Consider the following 22947-nt stretch of genomic DNA (forward strand, 5'->3'; position numbering starts at 1 on the left):
CGCCCGCGGCGAGATCCTCGAACTGAAGAACACCATCAACACGATGGTCGACCAGCTCTCCGCCTTCGCCGACGAGGTCACCCGCGTCGCCCGCGAAGTGGGCACCGAGGGCCGGCTCGGTGGTCAGGCGGACGTCAAGGGAGTCAAGGGCACCTGGCGCGACCTGACCGACTCCGTCAACTTCATGGCGGGCAACCTCACCGCGCAGGTCCGCAACGTCGCCCAGGTCGCCACCGCGGTCGCCCAGGGCGACCTCTCCCAGAAGATCACCGTCGACGCCCGCGGCGAGATCCTCGAACTGAAGAACACCATCAACACGATGGTCGACCAGCTCTCCGCCTTCGCCGACGAGGTCACCCGCGTCGCCCGCGAGGTCGGCACCGAGGGCAACCTGGGCGGCCAGGCCATCGTCCGGGGTGTGTCGGGGACCTGGAAGGACCTGACGGACAACGTCAACGTGATGGCGTCCAACCTGACCGGCCAGGTCCGCTCGATCGCCCAGGTCGCCACGGCCGTGGCGCGCGGCGACCTGTCGCAGAAGATCACGGTCGAGGCCAAGGGCGAGGTCGCGGCCCTGGCGGACGTCATCAACACGATGGTCGACACGCTGTCCGCGTTCGCCGACGAGGTCACCCGCGTCGCCCGCGAGGTCGGCACGGAGGGACGACTCGGGGGTCAGGCGAACGTGCCGAACGTGGCGGGCACGTGGAAGGACCTCACGGACAACGTCAACTCGATGGCCAACAACCTCACCGGCCAGGTGCGCAACATCGCCCTGGTGACGACGGCGGTGGCCGGCGGCGACCTGTCGAAGAAGATCGACGTCGACGCCCGCGGCGAGATCCTGGAGCTCAAGACCACCATCAACACGATGGTCGACCAGCTGTCGTCGTTCGCCGCCGAGGTCACCCGTGTCGCCCGCGAGGTCGGCAGCGAGGGCCGGCTCGGCGGCCAGGCCGAGGTGGAGGGCGTCGAGGGCACCTGGAAGCGGCTGACGGAGAACGTCAACGAACTGGCCGGGAACCTGACCCGGCAGGTCCGCGCGATCGCCGAGGTCGCGAGCGCCGTCGCCGAGGGCGACCTGACCCGCTCCATCACCGTGGAGGCGTCGGGCGAGGTCGCCGAGCTCAAGGACAACATCAACTCCATGGTCGAGTCCCTGCGCGAGACCACGCGGGCCAACCAGGAGCAGGACTGGCTGAAGACCAACCTGGCCCGGATCTCCGGCCTGATGCAGGGCCACCGGGAACTGCCCGTCGTCGCCGAGCTGATCATGGACGAGCTGACACCGCTGGTCGGGGCCCAGTACGGCGCCTTCTACCTCGCGGAGGACACCGAGCGCGGCCCCGAACTGCGGCTGGTGGGCTCGTACGGCTACCCCGACGACGAGGAGCGGCCCGCCCGCATCCCCTTCGGCCGCTCGCTGGTCGGACAGGCGGCGCGGGGCCGCCGCCCCATCGGCGTGGAGGAGCTGCCGCCGGGCTATGTGACCATCTCCTCGGGGCTCGGGCAGACGGTGCCGAGCGCCCTGATGGTGCTGCCCATCGTGGTCGAGGACCAGGTCCTCGGCGTCATCGAGCTGGCCTCCGTCACCCGGTTCACCCAGATCCACCAGGACTTCCTCGCGCAGCTGATGCCGACCATCGGCGTCAACCTCAACACCATCGTGGCCAACGCCCGCACCGACGAGCTCCTCGAGGAGTCCCAGCGGCTGACCGCCGAACTGCAGGCGCGCTCGGAGGAGTTGCAGGTCCAGCAGGAGGAACTGCAGCGCTCCAACGCCGAACTGGAGGAGAAGGCCTCGCTGCTGGCCTCCCAGAACCGCGACATCGAGGCAAAGAACCTCCAGATCGAGCAGGCACGGCAGGAGCTTGAGACCCGTGCCCAGGAGCTGGCGCTGGCCTCGAAGTACAAGTCGGAGTTCCTGGCGAACATGAGCCACGAGCTGCGCACCCCGCTGAACAGCCTGCTGATCCTCGCCCAGCTGCTCGCACAGAACCCGTCCCGCAACCTCACCCCCAAGCAGGTCGAGTACGCGGGCATCATCCACTCGGCGGGCTCGGACCTGCTCCAGCTGATCAACGACATCCTCGATCTGTCGAAGGTCGAGGCCGGCAAGATGGACGTCGCTCCCGAACGCGTCCCGCTGCGGAAGCTGCTGGAGTACGTCGAGGCGACCTTCCGGCCGATGACGACGCAGAAGAGCCTGGACTTCACGGTGACCACCGCGCCGGGCACACCCGCCGACCTGCTCACCGACGACTCCCGGCTGCGGCAGATCCTGCGCAACCTGCTGTCGAACGCGGTCAAGTTCACCGAGCAGGGAAGCGTCGAGCTGCGCATCGAGCCCGCCGCCGACCGGGAGGTGCCCGCGGGCGTCCACCGCGGTGGTCCCGTCGTGGCCTTCCGGGTGAAGGACACCGGCATCGGCATTCCCCGGCAGCAACTGGAGACGATCTTCGGGGCGTTCCAGCAGGCGGACGGGACGACGAGCCGCAAGTACGGCGGCACCGGCCTCGGCCTGTCGATCACACGGGAGATCGCCCATCTGCTCGGCGGCGCCGTCACGGTCGACAGCACGCCCGGTCAGGGCAGCACGTTCACGCTCTATCTGCCCGTCGCACGCGCCGACTTCGAGGAACTGGCGGACGGCGGCGGTAGGCGGGCGGAGCAGAAGCCTCAGGAGACGGTTCCCTCCGAGGTGGTGCCGGCGCCGCTCGTGGCTGCCGGCCCGAAGCACGCGCCCGGGCAGCGCAGACGTCGCCTGCTGGTCGTCGAGGAGCGCCCGCGCGGTCTGCTCACCCTCGTCGCGGAGAGCGCGGTCGCGGACATCGCGCAGGACGGCGGCGATCCGCGCGGGGCGATCGACATCATCACCGCCGCGGGGGCGCAGGAGGCGGCGAGCGCGCTGGCCGCGGAACCCTGCCACTGTGTCGTCCTCGAACTCGGCACGCCGGACGCCGAGGGCGCGCGCTTCCTGGACGCCATGCAGGGCGACTCCGCGCTGGCCAGTGTGCCGGTGCTCGTCCACACGGGGCACCGCGTGGACCTGGCCCAGGAGCAGTCCTTGCGGTCCCGTGCGAAGGGCCGGCCGCTGGACTTCCTGTCCAGCCTGGACGAACTGCGTGAACGCATCACACTGCACCTGTCCGCCGAGGAACCCGGAGACGTACTGTCGCTGGTCCGCGCGGAGGAGCCCCAGTACGCGGCCGCGCAGCCCGTGGACGACACCTTCCTCGGCCGCAAGGTGCTCGTGGTGGACGACGACGCGCGCAACCTCTTCGCGCTCAGCGGCATCCTCGAACTCCACGGCTTCCAGGTCCTGCACGCGGACAACGGCCGCAAGGGCATCGAGATGCTGCTCGCCCACCCGGACGTCGCGCTGGTCCTGATGGACGTGATGATGCCGGAGATGGACGGGTACGCCGCCACCGCCGAGATCCGCACCATGCCGCAGTACGCGGACCTGCCGATCATCGCGGTCACCGCGAAGGCGATGCCGGGCGACCAGGAGAAGAGCCTCGCGTCCGGCGCGAACGACTACGTGACCAAACCCGTCGACACCAACGACCTCATCGCCCGCGTCCGACGCTGGCTGCCCGCCTGAGGGAGGGACGCACCCGCAGTGCGCACCAGCCGACCGGGCGCCGACCGGCGCCGTCCCAGCCGAGGAACAGGCCAACCGTGAGCAATCCCCAGCAACCGCCCGAGCCGGAGGGCGCACGCGCTCCGGCCGGTGAACAGGCCACCACCGAGCCGTGGGGCGGAAGCCCGGCCGCCGACGAGCCGTGGGGTGGAAGCGCGGCCGCCGCCGAGCCGGGGGACGAGAGCCCGGCCGCCGCCGAGCCGCTCGGCCGGATGGCTGCCGCCGCCGCTCCGCTCGGTCCGACGGCGGCGGGTACGGGGGCCGTGGCCGAGGCCCTGGCCGGCCCCGTGCCGGTGGGCAGTCACCCGGGCGAGGCCAAGGCCGCCGACGATAACGGGCGCGGGCAGACGTCCCCCGTCGGCAGGCTCGCCGCGACCGTGGAGCGGCTGCGTCGCGAGGTGCGGGCGGCGCAGGCCGAGGCGGACGGGCGCGCCCTGATCGAACTGGCCAAGGGCATCCTGGTCGAGCGGCTGGGATGCGGGCCGGCGCAGGCCGCCAGGCAACTCGCCGAGCTGGCCAAACAGGCGGGTGTGACTCCCCTCGAATTCGCCGTCGAGGTCATCAACCAAGCCTCACGTGACCGGCTCTCCGAGGTGGCCACCGCCTTCCTCGCGATCACGACGGACTCCGCGGACTCTGCGGCCTCCGACGAGGCGGGTGGTCCGCCTGCGAACCGGTCCTCCGTCGTACGGCTGCGCGCCGCCGAGAGCGGTGCGCTGGCCGCCCACGACACCCAGGCCGTCGCCGACTCCCTGCTGGAGCACGCCCTGACCCCGCTCGGCGCGGTGGCCGTGGCCATCTGGGCCGTGGGTTCGGACGGTTCCCTCAGCCTGGCGGGCAGTGCGGGGTTCTCATCGGCGGAGGCGGGGCGCTGGCGGTATGTGCCCCCGGGCGTGGCCACCGTGGCGCGCCGCGGTCTGGCCGAGCGCGCGGGGCACTGGATCGGGTGCCTGTCCGAGACCGGCCTGCCCTCCATCGGCCAGCACCTCTACCCGGACGGCGGCAGGGTCGCCGTCCCGGCCGGTACCGGCGGGCGGATCCACGGAGTGCTGGAGATCGTCTGGCCCGCGCCGCTGGGACCGCAGCCACCGCAGATCGTCCGTCAGGTGGAAGCCCTGGCCGAGCTGTGCGCCCACACCCTGGAGACCTACGCCCTCCAGTACCCCGACGGCATCCCGAGGCCCGGGGTCCTGCCGCACGTCGCCGAGCTGATGGACCTGGCCGACGGGCTCCACGACCCCGCCCTGGTGCTCGTGCCGCACCTGGACGGCAGCGGGGAGCTCGTCGACTTCCGCATCCAGCACGTGAACAGCCGCTTCCTCGACCCCGCCGGCCGGCCGCGCGGCGTCGTCAACGGTGCCCTGCTGCTGGAGGCGTACCCGCTGGCCGCCGGCGAGAGCGAGCTGTTCGACCGGATCGAGCGGGTCTACGCCACCGGGGAGCCGTTCCGCGCCCACCGTATGAGGCTCACCGCCCTGGTGGACGACGTCCCGCTGGCGGCGGTCGCCGACATCAACATCACCCGGCACGCGGGCAACGTCCTGCTCATCTGGCGCGTCGAGGACGAGACGGCACGCCTGGCGAGCCTGCTCCAGCACGCCCAGCGCCTCGGCCGGATCGGCGGCTTCGAGGAGAACCTGCTCACCGGCGAGATCACCTGGAACGGGCAGCTCTACAGCCTCTACGGCAAACCCACCTCGAGCGCCCCGGTGTCGCTGGAGGACCTGCCCGCGCACGCCCATCCCGACGACGCCGTCGCCATCGGCAGGTTCCTGCGCACCCTGCTCCACCACCGGCGTCCCGCGTCCACCGCCTTCCGTCTGCAGCGCCCCGACGGGGTGACGCGCCACATCCGCGTGGTGGCCGAGCCGGTGCTCGACTCCGACGGCCGGCTGTTCGTCGTCCGCGGCGCCTACCAGGACATCTCCGCCCACCACTGGACGGAGGTCGCGCTCGCCGCCACCCGTGACCAGCTCGCCCACACCGAGCAGCAGGCGAGCGAACGCAACCGGCTCACCCTCCAGCTCCAGCACGCGATCATGCCCCCGGCGCAGGCGCCGCTGGAGGCTCCCGGCCTGCAGGTGGCCGTACGCTACCGGCCCGCGGAGACGGAACAGCTGGTCGGCGGCGACTGGTACGACGCGGTCGTGCTGCCGTCCGAGCTGGTGCTGCTGTGCGTGGGCGACGTGGCCGGACACGGCATAGAGGCGGCCACCAGCATGGTCGTGCTGCGCAACGCGCTGCGGGGGCTCGCCGTGACGGGCGCCGGCCCCGGCCAGTTGCTGTCCTGGCTCAACATGGTGGCCCACCATCTGACCGGCGCGGTCACCGCCACGGCGGTCTGCGGCCTGTACGACCCGGCTCGCCACACCCTGCGGTGGGCCAGGGCGGGCCATCTCCCGCCGGTCCTGGTGCGGGGCGCCGAGGCCGCGCCGCTGCCCCTGGTGAAGGGGTTGCTTCTGGGCGCCGTGCCCGAGGCGACGTACGAGGAGCACGAGGTCCAGCTGGCCGTCGACGACACCCTGCTGATGTACACGGACGGGCTGATCGAACGCCGTGACCGTTCCGTTGAGGAGTCGCTGGCACAGCTGCTGACGGCCGCGCGCACGGTGTCTCCCACGCTGGACCAGCAGCTGGACCGCCTGCTCACCTACAGCAAGTCGGACACGGACGACGACACCTGCATCGTGGGCATCCGCGTGGCCTGACGGGTGTGCGACGGAGACCGGGGATGCCCAGGTACTGGACGGCCCCGGGCGTCCACCCACCCTTGGACTAGCGTCATGACATGACCAGCAACACCACTCCCACCCTCGCCGAGGCGCTGTCCGCCGGAACCCTCGTCCTGGACGGCGGCATGTCGAACCAGCTCGAGTCGGCCGGGCACGACCTGAGCGACGAGCTGTGGTCGGCGCGGCTGCTCGCGGAGCGGCCGCAGGCCATCACGGAGGCGCACCTCGCGTACTACGAGGCGGGCGCGGACGTGGCGATCACGTCCAGCTACCAGGCGACGTTCGAGGGCTTCGCGAAGCGCGGCATCGACCGCGACCGAGCGGCCGCACTCCTCTCCCTCAGCGTCGGACTCGCCCGCGAGGCGGCGGCGCAGGCACGGGAGAAGGGCGTCACGCGTCCGCTGTGGGTGGCGGCGTCCGTCGGCCCGTACGGAGCGATGCTCGCGGACGGCTCCGAGTACCGGGGCCGCTACGGCCTCACGGTCGCCGAACTGGAGGCCTTCCACCGCCCGCGCCTGGAGGTGCTGGCGGCGGCCGGCCCGGACGTCCTGGCGCTGGAGACGATCCCGGACACGGACGAGGCCACCGCACTCCTGCGGGCGGTGCGCGGCCTGGGCGTCCCCGCCTGGCTGTCGTACAGCGTCTCCGGCGACCGCACGCGCGCGGGCCAGCCCCTTCAGGAGGCGTTCGCCCTGGCCGCCGAGGCCGACGAGGTGATCGCGGTCGGCGTGAACTGCTGCACGCCCGAGGACGTGGACGGCGCGATCGCGACGGCGGCACGGGTCACCGGCAAGCCGGTGGTGGTCTACCCCAACAGCGGCGAGTCCTGGGACGCCGAGGCCCGAGCCTGGGACGGCCGCTCGACGTTCACCGCGTCGGAGGTCGAAGGCTGGCGGGACGCGGGGGCACGGCTGATCGGGGGCTGCTGCCGGGTGGGGCCGGAGGGGATCACGTCGATCGGCCGGACCCTGAGGACGACCGGGTGACCCTGTCCCCTCCGTCCGCACATCGGCCACCCGTCTCCGGACTTCCCTGCCAACCCTGCCTTGACAAGAGCGACTTGGGGATACGCTGACAGTCGCAGGCGCTACGGCAGCAGGTCACCAGGAAGTTTGGAGAGGCTCGGTGTCGGAGATCATCGAACTTGCGCGTACGGCGGGGACGACGCTCGTCACGCTGATGACCAGCGAAGCATGGACCCGCATGCGCAACGGCTTGGTCTCGCTCTGGCGCGCGGTGCACCCCGACAGCGCGGAGACGGTCGAGCAGGACCTCGAAGCCAGCAGGTCCGAGCTGCTCGCGGCGCACAGGGAGCATGACGAAGCGCTCGAACAGGAAATTCGCGTGGAATGGCAGAGCCGTCTCCGTCGGCTGCTGGCTGAACATCCGGAATCGGCCCAGTCGCTACGGCAGTTGCTGGAAGAGGTCAGCCCGTCCACACCGGCGCACGGCGGCACCACCATTCGCATGCAGGCGAAGGCATCGGGCAAGGGGCGCGTCTACCAGGCAGGCCGGGATCAGCACATCACGGAACGATGAGCGAGCGGCCGGACACCGAACCCATGCGGTCCACGGACATCAAGGGCCGCGCCCGAGGGAGAGGTCGTGTGTACCAGGCCGGCCGCGACCAGCTGGTGGTCAATGTCCATGGCCGTGTCTTGCTGGCAGTGCTCGGTCTGGTCGGGACGATCGTCGTTTCTCTCGTCCTGGTGAAGACCACGGATGCCGGGACGGGTGGCGACGATTCGGGCCGCCAGGCCGCCACCGGACCGGCCGCCCACGGGCCGGGTACTACGAGTAGCACGCCTTCCCCTCCAGCCGACGAGGACTCGAGTCCTCCCGCGAGTTCTCCCGCGCCGGCCCCGACTGCTGTTCAGTGGTCGGGCCCGGTGACTCTGACCTTCCTCGACCTTGACTCGGTCCCGCCGAAAGTGCTGTCCAGCAATGACGGCGCCAGCGTCTGGGTCGACTACAAGCCCGACGCCGAGGGCCGAGGGGCGACTCTGTACGGCCTACGCGGAGACCTGTTCAGTACCCAGTCGACCATTGCGCAGTGGCAGTCGCCGGCCAAGCCCAGCCGCCGGGAATGCTCGGAGCGGATTTCCACGCAGGCCACCGACACCTTGCCCGTGACCACGGGAGACCGCTACTGCGTCAAGACGGCAGCGGGCCGGATCGCTCTCGTCACCGTCGGCGGGTTCAACAGGGCAACGGACGCGTTCGGCGCCACCGTTGACGTCTGGGCGGCCACGACCTGAGAGCGTGCACTGCACCGTGCAGCACTCACTGCCGCCCCGCCCCGCCCGGACGCCGCAGCCGCCGTACCACCGACAGCGGTACCGTGCCCCGCCGCACCACCCCGCTCCCGGGTGCGAGGGTCGGCTCCGGGCGGGTGCGGGCCTCCTCCCACAGCGCCATCTCCATGTCACGGGGGCCGTACGCGACCGGCTCCCCGTCCCCGCCGAAGATCCGCACCGGGTGCCTGGCGTCCCACGCCGGCCAGCCCGGATCGCCGTCCGTCGCGAAACGCACCCATGCCCCGTGCATCTCGCGGGCCAGCGCGCGCGGGGCGTTCGGCCCCGCCAGTTTCGCCGACTCCGGGACCTCCGCGCTGTCGAAGACGAAGCCCAGCTCCAAGGCGTGGCAGGCGCCCAGGCCGGGAACGCCGGAGCGCCAGGCGAACTCGTAGACGTACGTGGGCGCGTGGCCGGCGCGGGCGTCGGCCAGGCGGTGCAGGGGGTGGCGGAGCAGGTGGTCCGTCACCATCTGGCCCACCATGTCGGAGACGGACGCGTCCGGGTGGGCGGTGCGGTAGCCGCGCGGGACCTCCGGGCCGCAGTGGCAGCGGGCCATCGCGCCGGCCACGGCGACCGGGCCCAGGCGGTCGATGCGTTCGGTCAGGCCGGTGGGGACCAGCCAGAGGCGGTACTCCTCGCTGGTCCAGCCCATCAGCAGGGGTACGTCGCGGGCGGCGCCGTCCAGCAGCGCCTCCAGCGGGTCGCGCGGTACCAGGTCGCCGTCCACGACGATCCCGAAGGCGGGGCCGCCGAGGATCGGGCTCGCCCGGCGGCCCACCTCCGCCTGCGCCTCGGCCAGCACCGTGCGGTCCACCGCGGCGAACGCCGCCGCCGTCGCCGGCACCTTCAGCCTCGCCGCCATGCGCCGCACCAGGCGCCGTACCTTCTCCCGTTCGGTGGCCTCAGGCGGCCCGCTCTGCAGCACCGCCCGCCCGAACAGCCCCCGGGCGCGAGGGCTCGCCAGCAGCGCGCCGATGCTGATCGCGCCCGCCGACTCGCCGAAGACGGTCACCCGGTCCGGGTCGCCGCCGAACTCCGCGACGGCCTCGTGCACCCACTCCAGCGCGGCGAGCTGGTCGCGCAGCCCGGGGTTGGGCGGAGCGTCCGGAAAGAGGCCGTAACCCTCCACTCCCAGGCGGTAGTTGAAGCTGACGAGGACCACGCCGTCACGGGCGAAGGCGCCGCCGTCGTACACGGGCACGGCCGAGGAGCCCCGGGTCAGGGCGCCGCCGTGGATCCACACCATCACCGGCAGCCGGGCCCCGGCCACCGGGTCCGGCGTCCACACGTTGAGGTTCAGGCAGTCGTCCCCGGCGACCACCGGGTCGGACAGATAGCGGGCGAAGGCCTCCGAGTACGGCGGTTTCGGCGGCGTCGGCCCGAACGCGCCCGCGTCGCGCACCCCGTCCCACGGCTCGGGCGGCACCGGCGGGCGGAAGCGGTGGGGGCCGAAGGGCGGGGCGGCGTACGGGATGCCGCGGAAGACGGCGACCCCGTGCTCGTACCGGCCGCGCACGGCCCCGTAGGGCGTGCGGACCACGGGGTCCGCAGGGTGCGCCGGGTTCAGGGTCACGTCGTCCACAGGGTCCATCCGGCCTCTCCTCACCGCGGGGGCTGCCCACATCACATGACTTCCCCCGTTGGCGACACCGCGCATCCGGTGTCTTCCACGGCAACTCACCACGGCCTTAATGTAGAAAGCGCTTGCCATGAATGGTTGCCGTCAACGGAGTTCCAGGGCCCTCGGGACGGGGCCGGAGAGGTGGGCCCATGGTGCGTACCGCAGGCGCGGCCGGACCGACCCTCGCGGTCGTCGCACGCGAGGCCGGTGTGTCCGTGCCGACGGCGTCCAAGGTGGTCAACGGCCGCGAGGACGTGGCACCCGAGACCCGCCGCCGCGTCACCGAGGCCCTGGACCGGCTCGGTTACGTCAGAAGACCCCGCTTCGAGGCCAACAAGCCGCCCGCCCTCGTCGACCTGGTGGTGCACTCGCTGGAGAGCTCCTGGTCGGGAGCGATCCTGCACGGCGTGACGGAGGCCGCACACGACGCCGGCCTGGAGGTGGTGGTCTCCACGAGCCTGAACCGCACCCGGGACGGGCGCCCGGAGCGCGGCTGGCTCGACAAGCTGTCGGCGCGCGGCTCCGCCGGCGTCCTGTTCAACCTGGCCGAGCTGACCCCCTCCCAGTACGCCTGGCTGGACCAGCACCGCGTTCCGTACGTGCTCATCGACCCGGTGCTGGAGCCGCCGCCGGGCGTGGTGTCGGTGGGCGCCGCCAACTGGCAGGGCGGGGTGGCCGCCACCGAGCACCTGCTGAACCTCGGCCACGAGCGGATCGCGGTCATCGGCGGCTACCGGCGCAAGCTGTGCAGCGGCGCACGGGTCGCCGGGTACCGCTCGGCACTGTCCGCGGCGGGCATCGCATACCGGCCCGAGTACGTGCGCCACGGCAACTTCGACGAGGCGACCGCCCACCGGCGCACGCTGCAACTGCTGGACCTGCCCGAGCCGCCGACGGCCGTCTTCGCCTGCTCCGACCGGATGGCGCTCGGGGTGTGCGCGGCGCTCGCGGAACGGGGGCTGCGCGTGCCGGACGACGTCAGCGTCGTCGGCTTCGACGACCTGCCGGAGGCGCGCTGGGCGACACCCCCGCTGACGACCGTTCGGCAGCCGCTCGGGGAGATGGCCTCGACGGCACTCCGGCTGCTGGTGCGCATGATGGCCGGCGCACGACCGGAGGGCACCCGCACCGAACTGTCGACACGCCTGGTGGAACGGGCCAGCACGGCGCCACCGCCCCGCTACTCCGCCTGAGCCGCCCAGCGGATGCCGCCGAGGAGGTGGGCGCGGAAGCCGGGGTCCTGGTACGCCTCGGAGGCGTGTCCCAGCGCCGTGTAGAAGACCCGGCCCGCGCCCTGCTCACGGCACCAGGCGAGCGGATGGTCGGCACCCATCCCGCCGCCCTCGTACGACGACTCGTCGGCGGAGACGAGCACCCGGACCGCATCACGGGGATTGGTACGGAAGTCGTACCACTCGTCCGTGAACTCCCACACTGCGGGCAGGTGCCGCGTCGCCGGATGCCCGCGGTCCTCGACGACAGCCTTGCCCGGCTGGTACGCGGGGTGCCGGTCGAACCAGGCGCCCAGCAGTTCGCCGTAGTACGGCCAGTCGTACTCGGTGCAGGCGGCCGCGTGCACGCCGACGAAACCGCCGCCGTCCCCCACGTACGCCATGAGCTGTTCCCGCCCCGCCGGGGTCAGCACCTCACCGCTGGTGGAGAGGAAGACGACCGCGCCGTACGCGCCGAGGGGCGACTCGAAGACCCCGGGATCCTCGGTGGCGTCGACCTCGAACCCGTGCGCGGCCCCGAGGTCGCGTACGGCGGCGACGGCATCGGGGATTGAGTCGTGGCGGTAGGCGGTGGTGCGGGAGTACACGAGGACACGGAAGGGCATGGCAGCGAGCCTAGGCGTGTGGAGGGAGCGTCCCAACAGCAGGCGAGCACCGAAACTTTCGGCCTCCGGGGACCCTGTCCGATTCCTTCAAGACCCCGCCCCGGTCGCCTGCCTAGCGTGGCCGCATGACACCCCTGACTCCACGATTCGATGTGGTCGGCCTCGTCGTCGCCGACCTGGCCGCCTCCCTCGCCTTCTACCGTCGCCTCGGGCTCGTCTTCCCCGAGGGTGCCGAGGAGCTGCCGCACGTCGAGGCGGAATTGCCCGGTGGGCTGAGGTTCGCGCTGGACCCCGAGGAGACCGTGCGGTCCTTCCACCCCGGGTGGCGTCCGCCCGTCGGCGGCGGACGCGTCTCGCTCGCCTTCCGGTGCGGCTCCCCCGCCGAGGTGGACGGCGTCTACGAGGACCTGGTGGGCGCCGGGTACCACGGCGAGCTCAAGCCGTGGGACGCGGTGTGGGGGATGCGGTACGCGGTCGTGCACGACCCCGACGGCAACGGGGTGGACCTGTTCGCGGACCTACTCCCGCGCGAGTAGGTCCCCGAGCGGCATCCCCGCCAGCTCCCGCACGTCCCGGGCCAGATGCGCCTGGTCGGCGAAGCCCGCGCGGGCCGCGGTCTCGGCGAACGGCACCCCCGAGCGGGCCAGCGCCAGGGCGCGTTGCAGCCGCAGCACGCGGGCCAGGGTCTTCGGCCCGTAGCCGAACGCGGCGAGCGAGCGGCGATGCAACTGGCGTGCGCTCAGGCCGAGTGCGTCGGCGGTGGCGGCGACCGGGCGGCCCGAGCCGAGTGCCGCGACCAGCGCGCCGAGCAGCGGGTCGGGGGCCGGGGAACGGGCGGCGCGCTCCAGGGCGATCTCCTCCAGTGCCGTGGCGGGGTCGGCGGCGGCGTCCACGCGGCCGGTCAGCCGGCGCACCTCGGCCGCGGGCCACAGGTCGGCCAGCTCGACGCGCCGGTCGCGCAGTTCGTGGGCGGGGACCCCCAGGTAGGCGGGCGCGGTGCCGGAGCGGAAACGGACGCCGGCCCAGCGGACGGGCGGGCCCCCCGGGCGGTACGCGCGCGTGTCGGGGCCGGCGACCAGGAGCCGGCCCTCGGTCCACAGCAGGTCCATGCAGCCGTCGGGCAGCACCGGCCGTCCGGCGGCGGACGGCAGGTTGGTCCACACGACGGCGCCCGGGAGCCGGGACGCCCGCTCGGCGTACCCGGCGGTCGCGAAGCCTCGGTCGACAGCCACGCCCCTCAGGCTATGCCGGCGCTCAGTCCTCCGGTCCCTCCCGCTTCTGCGGGTGGATCTGGCCGCTGCGCACCTGCGTGCGCAGGCGGGAGGTGACGTCCTCCGGGGGCAGGAAGCGGGACCAGCGTTCCGGGAACTCCGAGGGCATGTCCGGGTCGTCGGAGTCGGTCGCGCGGGCCGCGGCGGCGCGGGCCACGTACTCGGCGGCCTGCTCCGCGCGCAGCCGCTCGTTCGCCTCGCGGGCCGCCGCCGTCGCCGCGGCGGGCCACACGCGGTCGATCGCGGCGTTGACGGCGGCGCCCACCAGGACGGCGAAGGCGGACACGCCGATCCACAGCAGGACGGCCACGGGGGCGGCCAGCGAACCGTAGATCGTGGGGCCCTCGACCGTGTGCGTCAGGTAGATGCGGAGCAGGAAGCTGCCCAGCACCCACATCGCGAGGGCGACCAGGGCTCCCGGCACGTCCTCCACCCACGGTGAGCGCACGGGGACGGACACGTGGTAGAGCGTGGTCAGGAACACGACCGACAGGACGATGACCACCGGCCAGTACAGGACCTGCACCACGGTCGTCGACCAGGGCACGACGTTCACCACCGCGTCCGGACCCGCCACCATCAGCGGCAGCGCCACCGAGCCGATCAGCAGCGCCACGATGAACAGCACGAACGCCAGCAGCCGGGTCTTCACGATGCCCCGGGTGCCGTCGAGCCCGTACATCACCGTGATCGTGTCGACGAAGACGTTCACCGCGCGGGAGCCGGACCACAGGGCGAAGAGGAAGCCGATGGAGACGACGTCGGGCCGGCCGGCCTTGAGCACGTCGTGCAGGATCGGCTGGGCGATCTCCTTGACGCCCCGGTCGGACAGCACCGTGCGGGACGCGTCCAGGATGTTGTTCTGCAGGCTCTGGATGGTGTCGGTCCCGGTCCAGTGGTCGACGTAGCCGAGCAGTCCGACCAGGCACAACAGCAGCGGCGGCACGGAGAGCAGGGTGAAGAAGGCCGCCTCGGCGGCCAGCCCCAGGACGCGGTACTCCATGCACGAGTTGACGATGTCCTTCAGCAGCAGCCAGGCGGTCCTGCGCTTGGAGACGTTCCGGTAGAGGGCACGCGCCCGGTGGAGACGGCCGGGCGGCCGCTCGGAGGTTTCACTTGCTGCTGGCTGCACGCCTTAACGGTATCCGCCGCCCGGGCCCCCACTCACCCCGCAGTGGGGCGGACCCCGCTGTGGCGCATCCCCTCGGCGATACGGGTGACCGATCGCGTACCGAGGGGTAGGTTCAGGGCCATGGCAGCCAGCACGCACACCGTGACCAATCAGGCTCCGCCGCTGGTCGGATATGACGTCTTCGCCGCTGATCGTGCCCTCGTGGAGGCCGTCGAGCGGCATCTTGACCCCGCGCTCCTGGACGAGGTGCGCGCCGAGCTGTCGGGGCTCGGGCTCAGCGCGGGCTCCGCGCAGGTGCAGGAGTGGGGGGCACAGGCCAACGAGAACCCACCCAGGCTGCGGACCCACGACCGCTACGGCAACCGCATCGACGAGGTGGAGTTCCACCCGTCCTGGCACCGCCTCCTCGGCAAGGGCGTCGCCGCGGGGCTGACCGCGGCCTGGACGCGGCCGGGCGGGCATGTGCGCCGGGCGGCGGCGTTCGTGATCTGGAGCCAGGTGGAGGCGGGCCACGGCTGCCCGCTGTCGATGACGCACGCCGCCGTGCCCGCGCTGCGCACCGATCCCGTCCTCGCCGCCGAGTGGGAGCCCCGGCTGACCTCCCTTGTCTACGACCGGGGGCTGCGCCCGGCCGCCGAGAAGGCCGGCGTGCTCTTCGGGATGGGCATGACGGAGAAGCAGGGCGGCAGCGACGTACGCGCCAACACGACGGCGGCCCGGCCGCTCGCCGAGGACGGCGCGTACGAGCTGACGGGCCACAAGTGGTTCTGCTCGGCGCCCATGTCGGACGGGTTCCTGGTGCTGGCGCAGGCTCCGGGAGGCCTGACCTGCTTCCTGGTGCCGCGGGTGCTCGAGGACGGCACGCGGAACGTGTTCATGATCCAGCGGCTGAAGGACAAGCTCGGCAACCGGTCCAACGCCTCCAGCGAGGTCGAGTTCGACGGCACCTGGGCGCGCCGGGTCGGCGAGGAGGGGCGCGGGGTGCGCACCATCATCGAGATGGTGGCGGCGACCCGGCTCGACTGCGTCCTCGGCTCGGCGTCGCTGATGCGGCAGGCGGTGGTGCAGGCGATCCACCACTGCACCTATCGGGAGGCGTTCGGCGGGCGGCTCCTGGACAAGCCGCTGATGCGCAACGTGCTCGCGGATCTGGCCCTGGAGTCGGAGGCGGCGACGGTGCTGGGGCTGCGGCTGGCGGCGGCGTACGACGACGGGAGCGAGCGGGAGCGGGCGTTCCTCAGGCTCGCGGTGCCGGCCGCCAAGTACTGGGTGACCAAGCGGTGCACGCCGGTGGTGACGGAGGCCGCCGAGTGCCTCGGCGGCAACGGCTACGTCGAGGAGTCCGGCATGCCCCGGCTGCTGCGCGAGTCGCCGCTCAACTCCATCTGGGAGGGCGCGGGCAATGTGCAGGCGCTCGACGTGCTGCGCGCGCTCCAGCGTGAGCCGCACGCCCTGGAGGCCTTCCTCCAGGAGGTGGGCCGGGCGCGCGGCGCGGACCACCGTCTGGACGGCGCGATCAAGAACCTGCTCACCGAACTCGCCGACCTGGAGGGCATCGAGGCCCGGGCGCGCCGCCTGGTGGAGCGGATCGCGCTGGTGCTCCAGGGGGCGCTCCTTGTGCAGTACGCGCCCCCGGAGGTCGCGGACGCCTTCTGCGCCTCGCGCCTGGGCGGCGACTGGGGCGCGGCGTTCGGCACTCTGCCGCACACCCTGGATCTGGCCACGGTGGTGGAGCGGGCGCGGCCGGTCGCCTGAGGTCCTCCTGCCGTGGGGATCGATGGCGGCGGAGGTGGTGCTGCGCCGACTCGGCACCACCCCCGCCTGCCGGCCCCGTTCAAGGAGCGCGGACGCCGCCCGAGCGGCGTTGAACAAGTTTCAACCACGGCTTGGCCCTTCGCCAGGGTTGCAAAGGGTTGCAACCTACGCCCGCTCTGGCCGGACTTCCCCCCTCCGCCGGCCGTAGACGGCACTATGAGAGCCACCGTCGACAAGGGCCGGGGGACGCCTCCGGCCGGAATCCGTCGACGGGGGACGGACAGCCTTGGGGGAGGTTTCCAGTGGCGTATTCGGCCAGAGAGGTCACGCGGCTCGCCGCCCTGGACGTCGGGCAGGCGGCGCGCCTGCTCAGCGAGGTGCGCAGCGCGACGCTCGCGGGGCAGCGCGCTCCCGTCCCGCCGCGTCCGGTGATCGAGGCGTCCTGGGGGCGGATGCTGCGCCGCGGGGTCGACCCCGACCACGACGTCCGTGCCGACCCGCTGGGCCGTGACGAGATCGAGCGCCGCCGCCAGGACTCCCCGCTGCGGCAGGTGCTGCCGGTGCTGCGCGAGGGCCTGCTGTCGGTGGCGGACGTCGCGCACCACATCATGGTCGTCGCGGACGCGGACGGGCGGATCCTGTGGCGCGAGGGCAGCGCGCCGGTGCTGCGCAAGGCGGACGGGCTGGGCTTCGAGCCGGGCGCGGACTGGGGCGAGGGGGTCGTCGGCACCAACGGCGTGGGGACCCCGGCAGTGACCCGGCGACCCGTACAGGTGTTCGCTTCCGAGCACTTCGTACGCTCCCACGCCTCCTGGACCTGCACCGGCGCCCCGATCACGGACCCGCGCGACGGCCGGCTGATCGGAGTGGTGGACGTGAGCGGCCCGCTGGAGACGATGCATCCGGCGACGCTCGCATGGGTGGAGTCGGTGGCCCGGCTCGCGGAGGCCCGGCTGCGGGAGACGCATCTGAACGCGCTCGAGAGGCTGCGCGCGGTGGCGGCGCCGCTGCTCGCGCGGCTCGGTGGCCGGGCGGTGGCCGTGGACAAGGACGGCTGGACGGCGGCGGTGACCGGGATGCCGTACACCGGCCGGGTGGCGCTGCCCGCGTCGCTCGGGCCCGGCCGCTGTCTGCTGCCGGCCCTGGGCCCCTGCACGGTGGAGCCGCTGCCGGGCGGCTGGCTGATCCGCGCCGCGGACGCGCCCGCGCCCGCGCAGGTGACCCGGATCGTCCTGGACGTCTCCCATCCGCGCCGCTGGTCGGTGACGGTCTTCGGGGACACGGGCTCCTGGACCCATGAACTCAGCCCCCGGCACGCGGAGCTGCTGTACCTGCTGGCCCTGCACCGCGAGGGCCGCACGGCCGCGGCCCTGGCGTCCGACCTGTTCGGCGACCCGGCCCGCACGGTCACGGTCCGCGCCGAGATGTCCCGGGTACGGCGGTATCTGGGGGCGTTCCTGGAACACCGGCCGTATCGTTTCCGCGAGTCGGCGGAGGTGGACCTGCTCCCCCCGGACGACCCGAACGACCTGCTGCCGCACTCGACGGCGCCGGGGGTGGTAAGAGCCCGGCGCACCCGAACGTGGGGATAACCCTGCTTTTCCCGGGTCCTCGGCCGGTCCCCCATCCGTCTGCCGTAGCATCCCTCCTTACAGGCCACCCCACTAGCTCCTGAAGTCAACGTACGGACCACGAGGAGCAGTTGGCCTACGCCGGGAGGTTCTATGAAGCACCGTGGCAGGCACCGCCGCAGGCGCCGGGGGCGTGCACTGCGGGCGACGCTGGCCGGCACCGCGCTGGCGTTGACCGCCGCCGCCACGCTGATCAGCACCTCGCAGGCCGCGGGCGGCGACAACCCCGGGAGCCTGACCCGCGTCACCTCGGCGGCCGAGACGGCGAAGCTCCGCCTCCACGAGGACCTCACCGACCACCGCGCCCTCGACACGCTCACCCGCGCGATGGGCGGCGCCGTCGACGTCCACGGCGTGCTCTCCTCCGCCGACCGCACCATGCGCGACCGGTCCGCGTGCGACGCCGCCGAGACCGCCGCGCTGCCCGTGCGGCCCGCCGCCACGCGCGCGTACTGCTGGGACCACGGCGACGCGACGACCCCGCAGTGGGTGCCGCGGTCCGTGACGACCTCGGGGGACGCCGAGGCCGACGGCCTGTGGGGCCCTGACCGGGTCATCCTGTCCGGCTGGACGCACCAGGACCGCGCCGGCGGCCCGGCAGCCGAGCGGGGCCTCGCCCGGGTCGCCTTCGTCGACGCCGACGACCCCTACCGCCTCGCCTACCGCTGGGTCCTGCTGGTCGCTCCGCGCGCCGGGGGCCAGGACTTCACCGCCGTCCGCACCGGCCTGTCCGGCATGGTGTGGTACCGGGACAAACTGTTCGTCACCGCACGCGACTCGCTGCTGGTGTTCGACCTGCACCGGATCCTGCGCGCGAACGTCGACAGCACCGCGATCGGACGGGTCGACGGCGGCTACGCGGCGGACGGCTACCAGTACGTGCTGCCGACGGTGGGCTCCTACCGGCTGACCGGAGGCCCCTGTTCGGCGGCCGACGACCACGGAGTGCCCTGCTTCTCCACGCTCTCCCTCGACCGCACCACCATCCCGGCGAGCCTGGTGGCGAGCGAGTCGCTGCGCCGCGGGGGCAGCGGGCGGGCGGCCCGGGTGTGGCGGTACGCGTTCAGCACCGCGCCCGGCCGCGCGGGCCTGCTCGCCACGGACGCCCACGGCGACGTCAGGGCGACGGAGGCCTACGAGACGGCGGCGGCCGGGGTGCAGGGCGTGCTGTCGCACCGGCGCGACGGGGCGGCGCGGGCCGACTGGTACGTCGACCGCGCGCCCTCGGTCGACGGCCGGCACGGCACGCTGTGGCGGCAGACCACCTCCGGCGCGCAGACGGCCACCTGTGCGGCCGACGAGACCCAAGCCTGCTGGGGCCGGCACACCGCGTCCCTGTCGTACTGGCGGGAGACGGGCGAGTTGTGGACGCTCACTCAGGGCGCGGCGAGCGACGACGGATCGGGTCCGGCCGACGGGCGGGTGCTGTACGCGGTGCCCCTGGACGCGGTGGACGACGCCCTGAAGTAGCGCGCCGACCGGCCGGGCAGGGCGCCGGGGCCCTTTGTCGTACCGCTCGGCGTCGTGATTCCCTGACCGCATGAGCAGCATGACCGTGACCACGTGGTCCCTGGAGCAGACGTCGCCGAGCGATCTGCTGCCCGCCGCGGTCCCCGAGGGCGATGTCCGGATCGTCCGCGCCGAGGTGCCGTCGCCGGAGTTCAGCCGGTTCCTGTACGCGTCGGTCGGCGGGGACATCCGCTGGATCGACCGGCTCGGCTGGACGTACGCACGCTGGCAGGAGCATCTGGACCGGCCTGGCGTGGAGACCTGGGTCGCCTACGACCGGGGCACGCCCGCGGGATACGTCGAGTTGGAGCCGCAGGACGACGGGGTCGTGGAGATCGTCTACTTCGGGCTGCTGCCGGCCTTCCGGGGTCGGCGGATCGGCGGGCACCTGCTGTCGTACGGGACCGCCCGCGCCTGGGACCTCGCGGACCGCTGGCCGCGGCGGACGCCGACGAAGCGGGTGTGGCTGCATACGTGCAGCCTGGACGGGGAGCACGCGATGGAGAACTACCGCCGCCGCGGGTTCCGGCTGTTCGACACCAAGGTGGAGGAGCAGGCGGAAGTTGCCGCCCCGGGCCCCTGGCCAGGGGCGCACACCCTCTGACCTGCGCGGACGCGAGCGCGTCCGGCTGATGTGACCGACACCACCCTCGTCCCATATCGTGGGACAAGGGTGTCCGCATGATGGACAAAGCTGGACTGTGTCCAGATCGCCATGACACGCTTCCGTCATGTCTGGAACTGGAATTGCCTTGGTGAGTCGACGGCACGTCGATCTCGGCCGCATGTCCAGCGCCATCTGTCCGGCGAGCTGACAGCCTCCAGCCAGTCCGGTTTCTCCCTTTTCCACCCTCGCGCAAGGACGCGCACGTCTCCTCGTGCTGCCCCCGCGCGCAGGTCAGAGCCGCTCTCCTGCCTGTCCCGAAGGACGTACCCACCATGGCCGCCTCCCCGCAGAATCCCGCCACGCCCCGCCGCAAGGTGAGCCGTCACCGTGGCGAGGGTCAGTGGGCCGCAGGTCACTTCACCCCGCTCAACGGCAACGAACAGTTCAAGAAGGACGACGACGGTCTCAATGTGCGGACACGCATTGAGACGATCTACTCCAAGGCGGGCTTCGACTCCATCGACCCCAACGACCTGCGCGGCCGCATGCGCTGGTGGGGTCTGTACACCCAGCGCAGGCCCGGGATCGACGGCGGCAAGACCGCGATCCTGGAGCCGGAGGAGCTGGACGACAAGTACTTCATGATGCGGGTCCGCATCGACGGCGGGGCGCTCACCACCCGGCAGCTGCGCGTCATCGGCGAGATCTCGCAGGAGTTCGCGCGCGGCACCGCCGACATCACCGACCGGCAGAACGTCCAGTACCACTGGATCCAGGTCGAGGACGTGCCCGAGATCTGGAACCGCCTGGAGGCCGTCGGCCTGTCCACGGTCACCGCCTGCGGTGACACTCCCCGTGTGATGATCGGCTCCCCGGTCGCCGGCATCGCCGAGGACGAGATCATCGACGCCACCCCGGCGCTGGAGGAGATGAAGCGCCGCGTCCTGAACAACAAGGCGTATTCGAACCTCCCCCGCAAGTTCAAGACCGCCATCTCGGGCTCGCCGCTCCTCGACGTGGTCCACGAGATCAACGACGTGGCGTTCGTCGGCGTACGGCACCCCGAGCACGGGCCGGGCTTCGACGTGTGGGTCGGCGGCGGTCTTTCCACCAACCCGAAGCTGGGCGTGCGGCTGGGCGCGTGGGTGCCGCTGGAGGAGGTCCCGGACGTCTACGAGGGCGTCCTGTCGATCTTCCGTGACTACGGCTACCGGCGGCTGCGCAACCGGGCCCGTCTGAAGTTCCTCGTCGCCGACTGGGGCGCGGAGAAGTTCCGCCAGGTCCTTGAGGACGAGTACCTCAAGCGGAAGCTGGTCGACGGTCCCGCTCCCGAGCAGCCCGTCCAGCAGTGGCGCGACCACGTCGGCGTCCACCGCCAGAAGGACGGCCGCTACTACGTCGGTTTCGCCCCGCGCGTCGGCCGCGTCGACGGGACCACGCTCACGAAGATCGCCGACCTCGCGGAGGCGCACGGCTCCGGCCGGGTCCGTACCACCGTCGAGCAGAAGATGATCATCCTCGATGTCGAGGAAGGGCAGGTCGACTCCCTGGTCGACGGCCTGGAGGCGCTCGACCTCACGGCCAGGCCGTCCTCGTTCCGGCGCGGCACGATGGCCTGCACCGGCATCGAGTTCTGCAAGCTCGCCATCGTCGAGACCAAGCAGCGCGGTTCCTCGCTCATCGACGAACTGGAGCGGCGCCTGCCGGACTTCGACCAGCCGATCACCATCAACCTCAACGGCTGCCCGAACGCCTGCGCCCGTATCCAGGTCGCGGACATCGGTCTCAAGGGCCAGCTGGTCCTCGACGACAAGGGCGAGCAGGTCGAGGGCTACCAGGTGCACCTGGGCGGCGCGCTCGGCCTCGAGGCCGGGTTCGGCCGCAAGGTCCGCGGTCTGAAGGTCACCGCGGAGGAGCTGCCGGACTACATCGAACGGGTCCTCAGGCGCTACCAGGCGGAGCGTGAGGACGGCGAGCGGTTCGCGACCTGGGTTTCGCGTGCTTCCGAGGAGGCGCTGTCGTGAGCGAGCGTGCGGCGCCCTTCTACTGCCCCTACTGCGGCGAGGAAGACCTGCGTCCGAGCGAAGCGGGCCACGGCGCGTGGGAATGCGCCGCGTGCAATCGAGCCTTCCAGTTGAAGTTCCTCGGGCTGCTCGCCCGGGGGCTTCAGCGAGCCGACAGCGGAGGGGACGAGATATGAGCACCACTCAGACGGAACGGACGGCCGAGGAGCTGAAGGCGCTCGCCGAGCAGGCCGGTCGTGACCTGGAGGACGCCTCCGCGCTGGAGATCCTCCAGTGGGCGGCCGACACCTTCGGCAAGCGTTTCTGCGTGACCTCGTCCATGGAGGACGCGGTGGTCGCCCACCTCGCCTCCCGCGCGATGCCCGGCGTCGACGTGGTGTTCCTCGACACCGGCTACCACTTCCCGGAGACCATCGGCACCCGCGACGCGGTGGACGCCGTGATGGACGTCAACGTCATCACGCTCACCCCGCGCCAGACGGTCGCCGAGCAGGACGCCGAGTACGGCCCGAAGCTGCACGACCGCGACCCCGACCTGTGCTGCAAGCTGCGCAAGGTCCAGCCGCTGGAAGAGGGCCTCAAGGACTACGACGCCTGGGCGACCGGCCTGCGCCGCGACGAGTCCCCCACCCGCGCGAACACCCCGGTCGTCGGCTGGGACGAGAAGCGGCAGAAGGTCAAGATCTCGCCGATCGCCCGCTGGACGCAGGACGACGTGGACGCCTACGTCGCCGAGCACGGCGTGCTGACCAACCCCCTGCTGATGGACGGCTACGCCTCCGTCGGCTGCGCGCCCTGCACCCGCCGGGTCCTTCAGGGCGAGGACGCACGCGCCGGCCGCTGGGCGGGCCGCGCCAAGACCGAGTGCGGGCTGCACGGCTGATC

At 72.4% G+C, this 22947-nt stretch carries 19 protein-coding genes; 15 read left to right on the forward strand and 4 right to left on the reverse strand.

Going from position 1 to position 22947, the window contains the following annotated elements; translation table 11 throughout:
• The 5 genes from ACIRC0_RS06115 to ACIRC0_RS06135 form a co-directional block, all read left to right on the forward strand.
• The coding region (locus ACIRC0_RS06115) for a HAMP domain-containing protein (protein WP_403611852.1) at positions 1 to 3607 on the forward strand (3607 nt) is incomplete at its 5' end.
• 251 nt (positions 3608 to 3858) lie between these two features.
• Positions 3859 to 6354, forward strand: a complete 2496-nt coding sequence (locus tag ACIRC0_RS06120; protein ID WP_403612745.1) for a SpoIIE family protein phosphatase — start codon at positions 3859 to 3861, stop codon at positions 6352 to 6354.
• Between the two features lie 80 nt (positions 6355 to 6434).
• Positions 6435 to 7364, forward strand: a complete 930-nt coding sequence (gene mmuM / locus ACIRC0_RS06125; protein ID WP_403611855.1) for a homocysteine S-methyltransferase — start codon at positions 6435 to 6437, stop codon at positions 7362 to 7364.
• A gap of 139 nt (positions 7365 to 7503) precedes the next feature.
• On the forward strand, positions 7504 to 7917 hold the full coding sequence (locus tag ACIRC0_RS06130) for a hypothetical protein (RefSeq protein WP_403611857.1): 414 nt from the start codon (positions 7504 to 7506) through the stop codon (positions 7915 to 7917).
• A 68-nt stretch (positions 7918 to 7985) separates the two neighbouring features.
• A complete protein-coding gene (locus ACIRC0_RS06135; RefSeq protein WP_403611860.1) occupies positions 7986 to 8636 on the forward strand; it encodes a hypothetical protein in 651 nt (216 codons plus the stop codon).
• 25 nt (positions 8637 to 8661) lie between these two features.
• On the opposite strand, the gene ACIRC0_RS06140 is transcribed toward ACIRC0_RS06135, so the two are convergent.
• A complete protein-coding gene (locus ACIRC0_RS06140) occupies positions 8662 to 10266 on the reverse strand; it encodes a carboxylesterase/lipase family protein (protein WP_403611863.1) in 1605 nt (534 codons plus the stop codon).
• Between the two features lie 179 nt (positions 10267 to 10445).
• Here ACIRC0_RS06140 and ACIRC0_RS06145 point away from each other — a divergent pair, with 179 nt between their 5' ends.
• Positions 10446 to 11489 carry a LacI family DNA-binding transcriptional regulator gene (locus tag ACIRC0_RS06145; protein ID WP_403611866.1) on the forward strand — a complete coding sequence of 348 codons (1044 nt, stop codon included), beginning with the start codon at positions 10446 to 10448 and terminating at the stop codon, positions 11487 to 11489.
• On the opposite strand, the gene ACIRC0_RS06150 is transcribed toward ACIRC0_RS06145, so the two are convergent.
• Positions 11477 to 12133 carry a ThuA domain-containing protein gene (locus ACIRC0_RS06150; RefSeq protein WP_403611869.1) on the reverse strand — a complete coding sequence of 219 codons (657 nt, stop codon included), beginning with the start codon at positions 12131 to 12133 and terminating at the stop codon, positions 11477 to 11479. The genes ACIRC0_RS06145 and ACIRC0_RS06150 overlap by 13 nt on opposite strands.
• Positions 12134 to 12267: 134 nt before the next feature.
• Between ACIRC0_RS06150 and ACIRC0_RS06155 the strand changes: the two genes are divergently transcribed.
• Complete coding sequence (locus tag ACIRC0_RS06155; RefSeq protein WP_403612748.1) at positions 12268 to 12669, forward strand: VOC family protein; 402 nt, start codon at positions 12268 to 12270, stop codon at positions 12667 to 12669.
• On the opposite strand, the gene ACIRC0_RS06160 is transcribed toward ACIRC0_RS06155, so the two are convergent.
• Together ACIRC0_RS06160 and ACIRC0_RS06165 are read right to left on the reverse strand one after the other, a co-directional pair.
• A complete protein-coding gene (locus tag ACIRC0_RS06160; RefSeq protein WP_403612751.1) occupies positions 12652 to 13374 on the reverse strand; it encodes a helix-turn-helix domain-containing protein in 723 nt (240 codons plus the stop codon). The two genes, ACIRC0_RS06155 and ACIRC0_RS06160, sit on opposite strands and share 18 nt — an antisense overlap.
• Positions 13375 to 13387: 13 nt before the next feature.
• A complete protein-coding gene (locus tag ACIRC0_RS06165; RefSeq protein ID WP_403611872.1) occupies positions 13388 to 14536 on the reverse strand; it encodes a YihY/virulence factor BrkB family protein in 1149 nt (382 codons plus the stop codon).
• Positions 14537 to 14656: 120 nt separating this feature from the next.
• Between ACIRC0_RS06165 and ACIRC0_RS06170 the strand changes: the two genes are divergently transcribed.
• The 8 genes from ACIRC0_RS06170 (at position 14657) to ACIRC0_RS06205 (ending at position 22945) form a co-directional block, all read left to right on the forward strand.
• Positions 14657 to 16291, forward strand: coding sequence for an acyl-CoA dehydrogenase family protein (locus ACIRC0_RS06170; RefSeq protein ID WP_403611875.1), 1635 nt, complete (start codon positions 14657 to 14659; stop codon positions 16289 to 16291).
• 302 nt (positions 16292 to 16593) lie between these two features.
• Complete coding sequence (locus tag ACIRC0_RS06175) at positions 16594 to 17883, forward strand: GAF domain-containing protein (RefSeq protein ID WP_403611878.1); 1290 nt, start codon at positions 16594 to 16596, stop codon at positions 17881 to 17883.
• 132 nt (positions 17884 to 18015) lie between these two features.
• On the forward strand, positions 18016 to 19392 hold the full coding sequence (locus tag ACIRC0_RS06180; protein ID WP_403611881.1) for a hypothetical protein: 1377 nt from the start codon (positions 18016 to 18018) through the stop codon (positions 19390 to 19392).
• Positions 19393 to 19462: 70 nt separating this feature from the next.
• Positions 19463 to 20035, forward strand: a complete 573-nt coding sequence (locus tag ACIRC0_RS06185; protein WP_403611884.1) for a GNAT family N-acetyltransferase — start codon at positions 19463 to 19465, stop codon at positions 20033 to 20035.
• 127 nt (positions 20036 to 20162) lie between these two features.
• Positions 20163 to 20246: a putative leader peptide gene (locus ACIRC0_RS06190; protein WP_309486338.1), complete on the forward strand. Its 84-nt coding sequence runs from the start codon at positions 20163 to 20165 to the stop codon at positions 20244 to 20246.
• A 124-nt stretch (positions 20247 to 20370) separates the two neighbouring features.
• Positions 20371 to 22062 carry a nitrite/sulfite reductase gene (locus ACIRC0_RS06195; RefSeq protein ID WP_403611887.1) on the forward strand — a complete coding sequence of 564 codons (1692 nt, stop codon included), beginning with the start codon at positions 20371 to 20373 and terminating at the stop codon, positions 22060 to 22062.
• Positions 22059 to 22238, forward strand: a complete 180-nt coding sequence (locus tag ACIRC0_RS06200) for a hypothetical protein (RefSeq protein WP_403611890.1) — start codon at positions 22059 to 22061, stop codon at positions 22236 to 22238. The genes ACIRC0_RS06195 and ACIRC0_RS06200 overlap by 4 nt, the downstream gene beginning before the upstream one ends.
• Positions 22235 to 22945, forward strand: a complete 711-nt coding sequence (locus ACIRC0_RS06205) for a phosphoadenylyl-sulfate reductase (protein WP_403611893.1) — start codon at positions 22235 to 22237, stop codon at positions 22943 to 22945. Before ACIRC0_RS06200 ends, ACIRC0_RS06205 begins: the two co-directional genes overlap by 4 nt.
• The last annotated feature ends 2 nt before the right edge of the window (positions 22946 to 22947 follow it).

Origin of the sequence: Streptomyces sp. NPDC093984 (assembly GCF_044764595.1) — a bacterium.
In the GTDB taxonomy this organism is placed as follows: Bacteria; Actinomycetota; Actinomycetes; order Streptomycetales; family Streptomycetaceae; genus Streptomyces; species Streptomyces cynarae.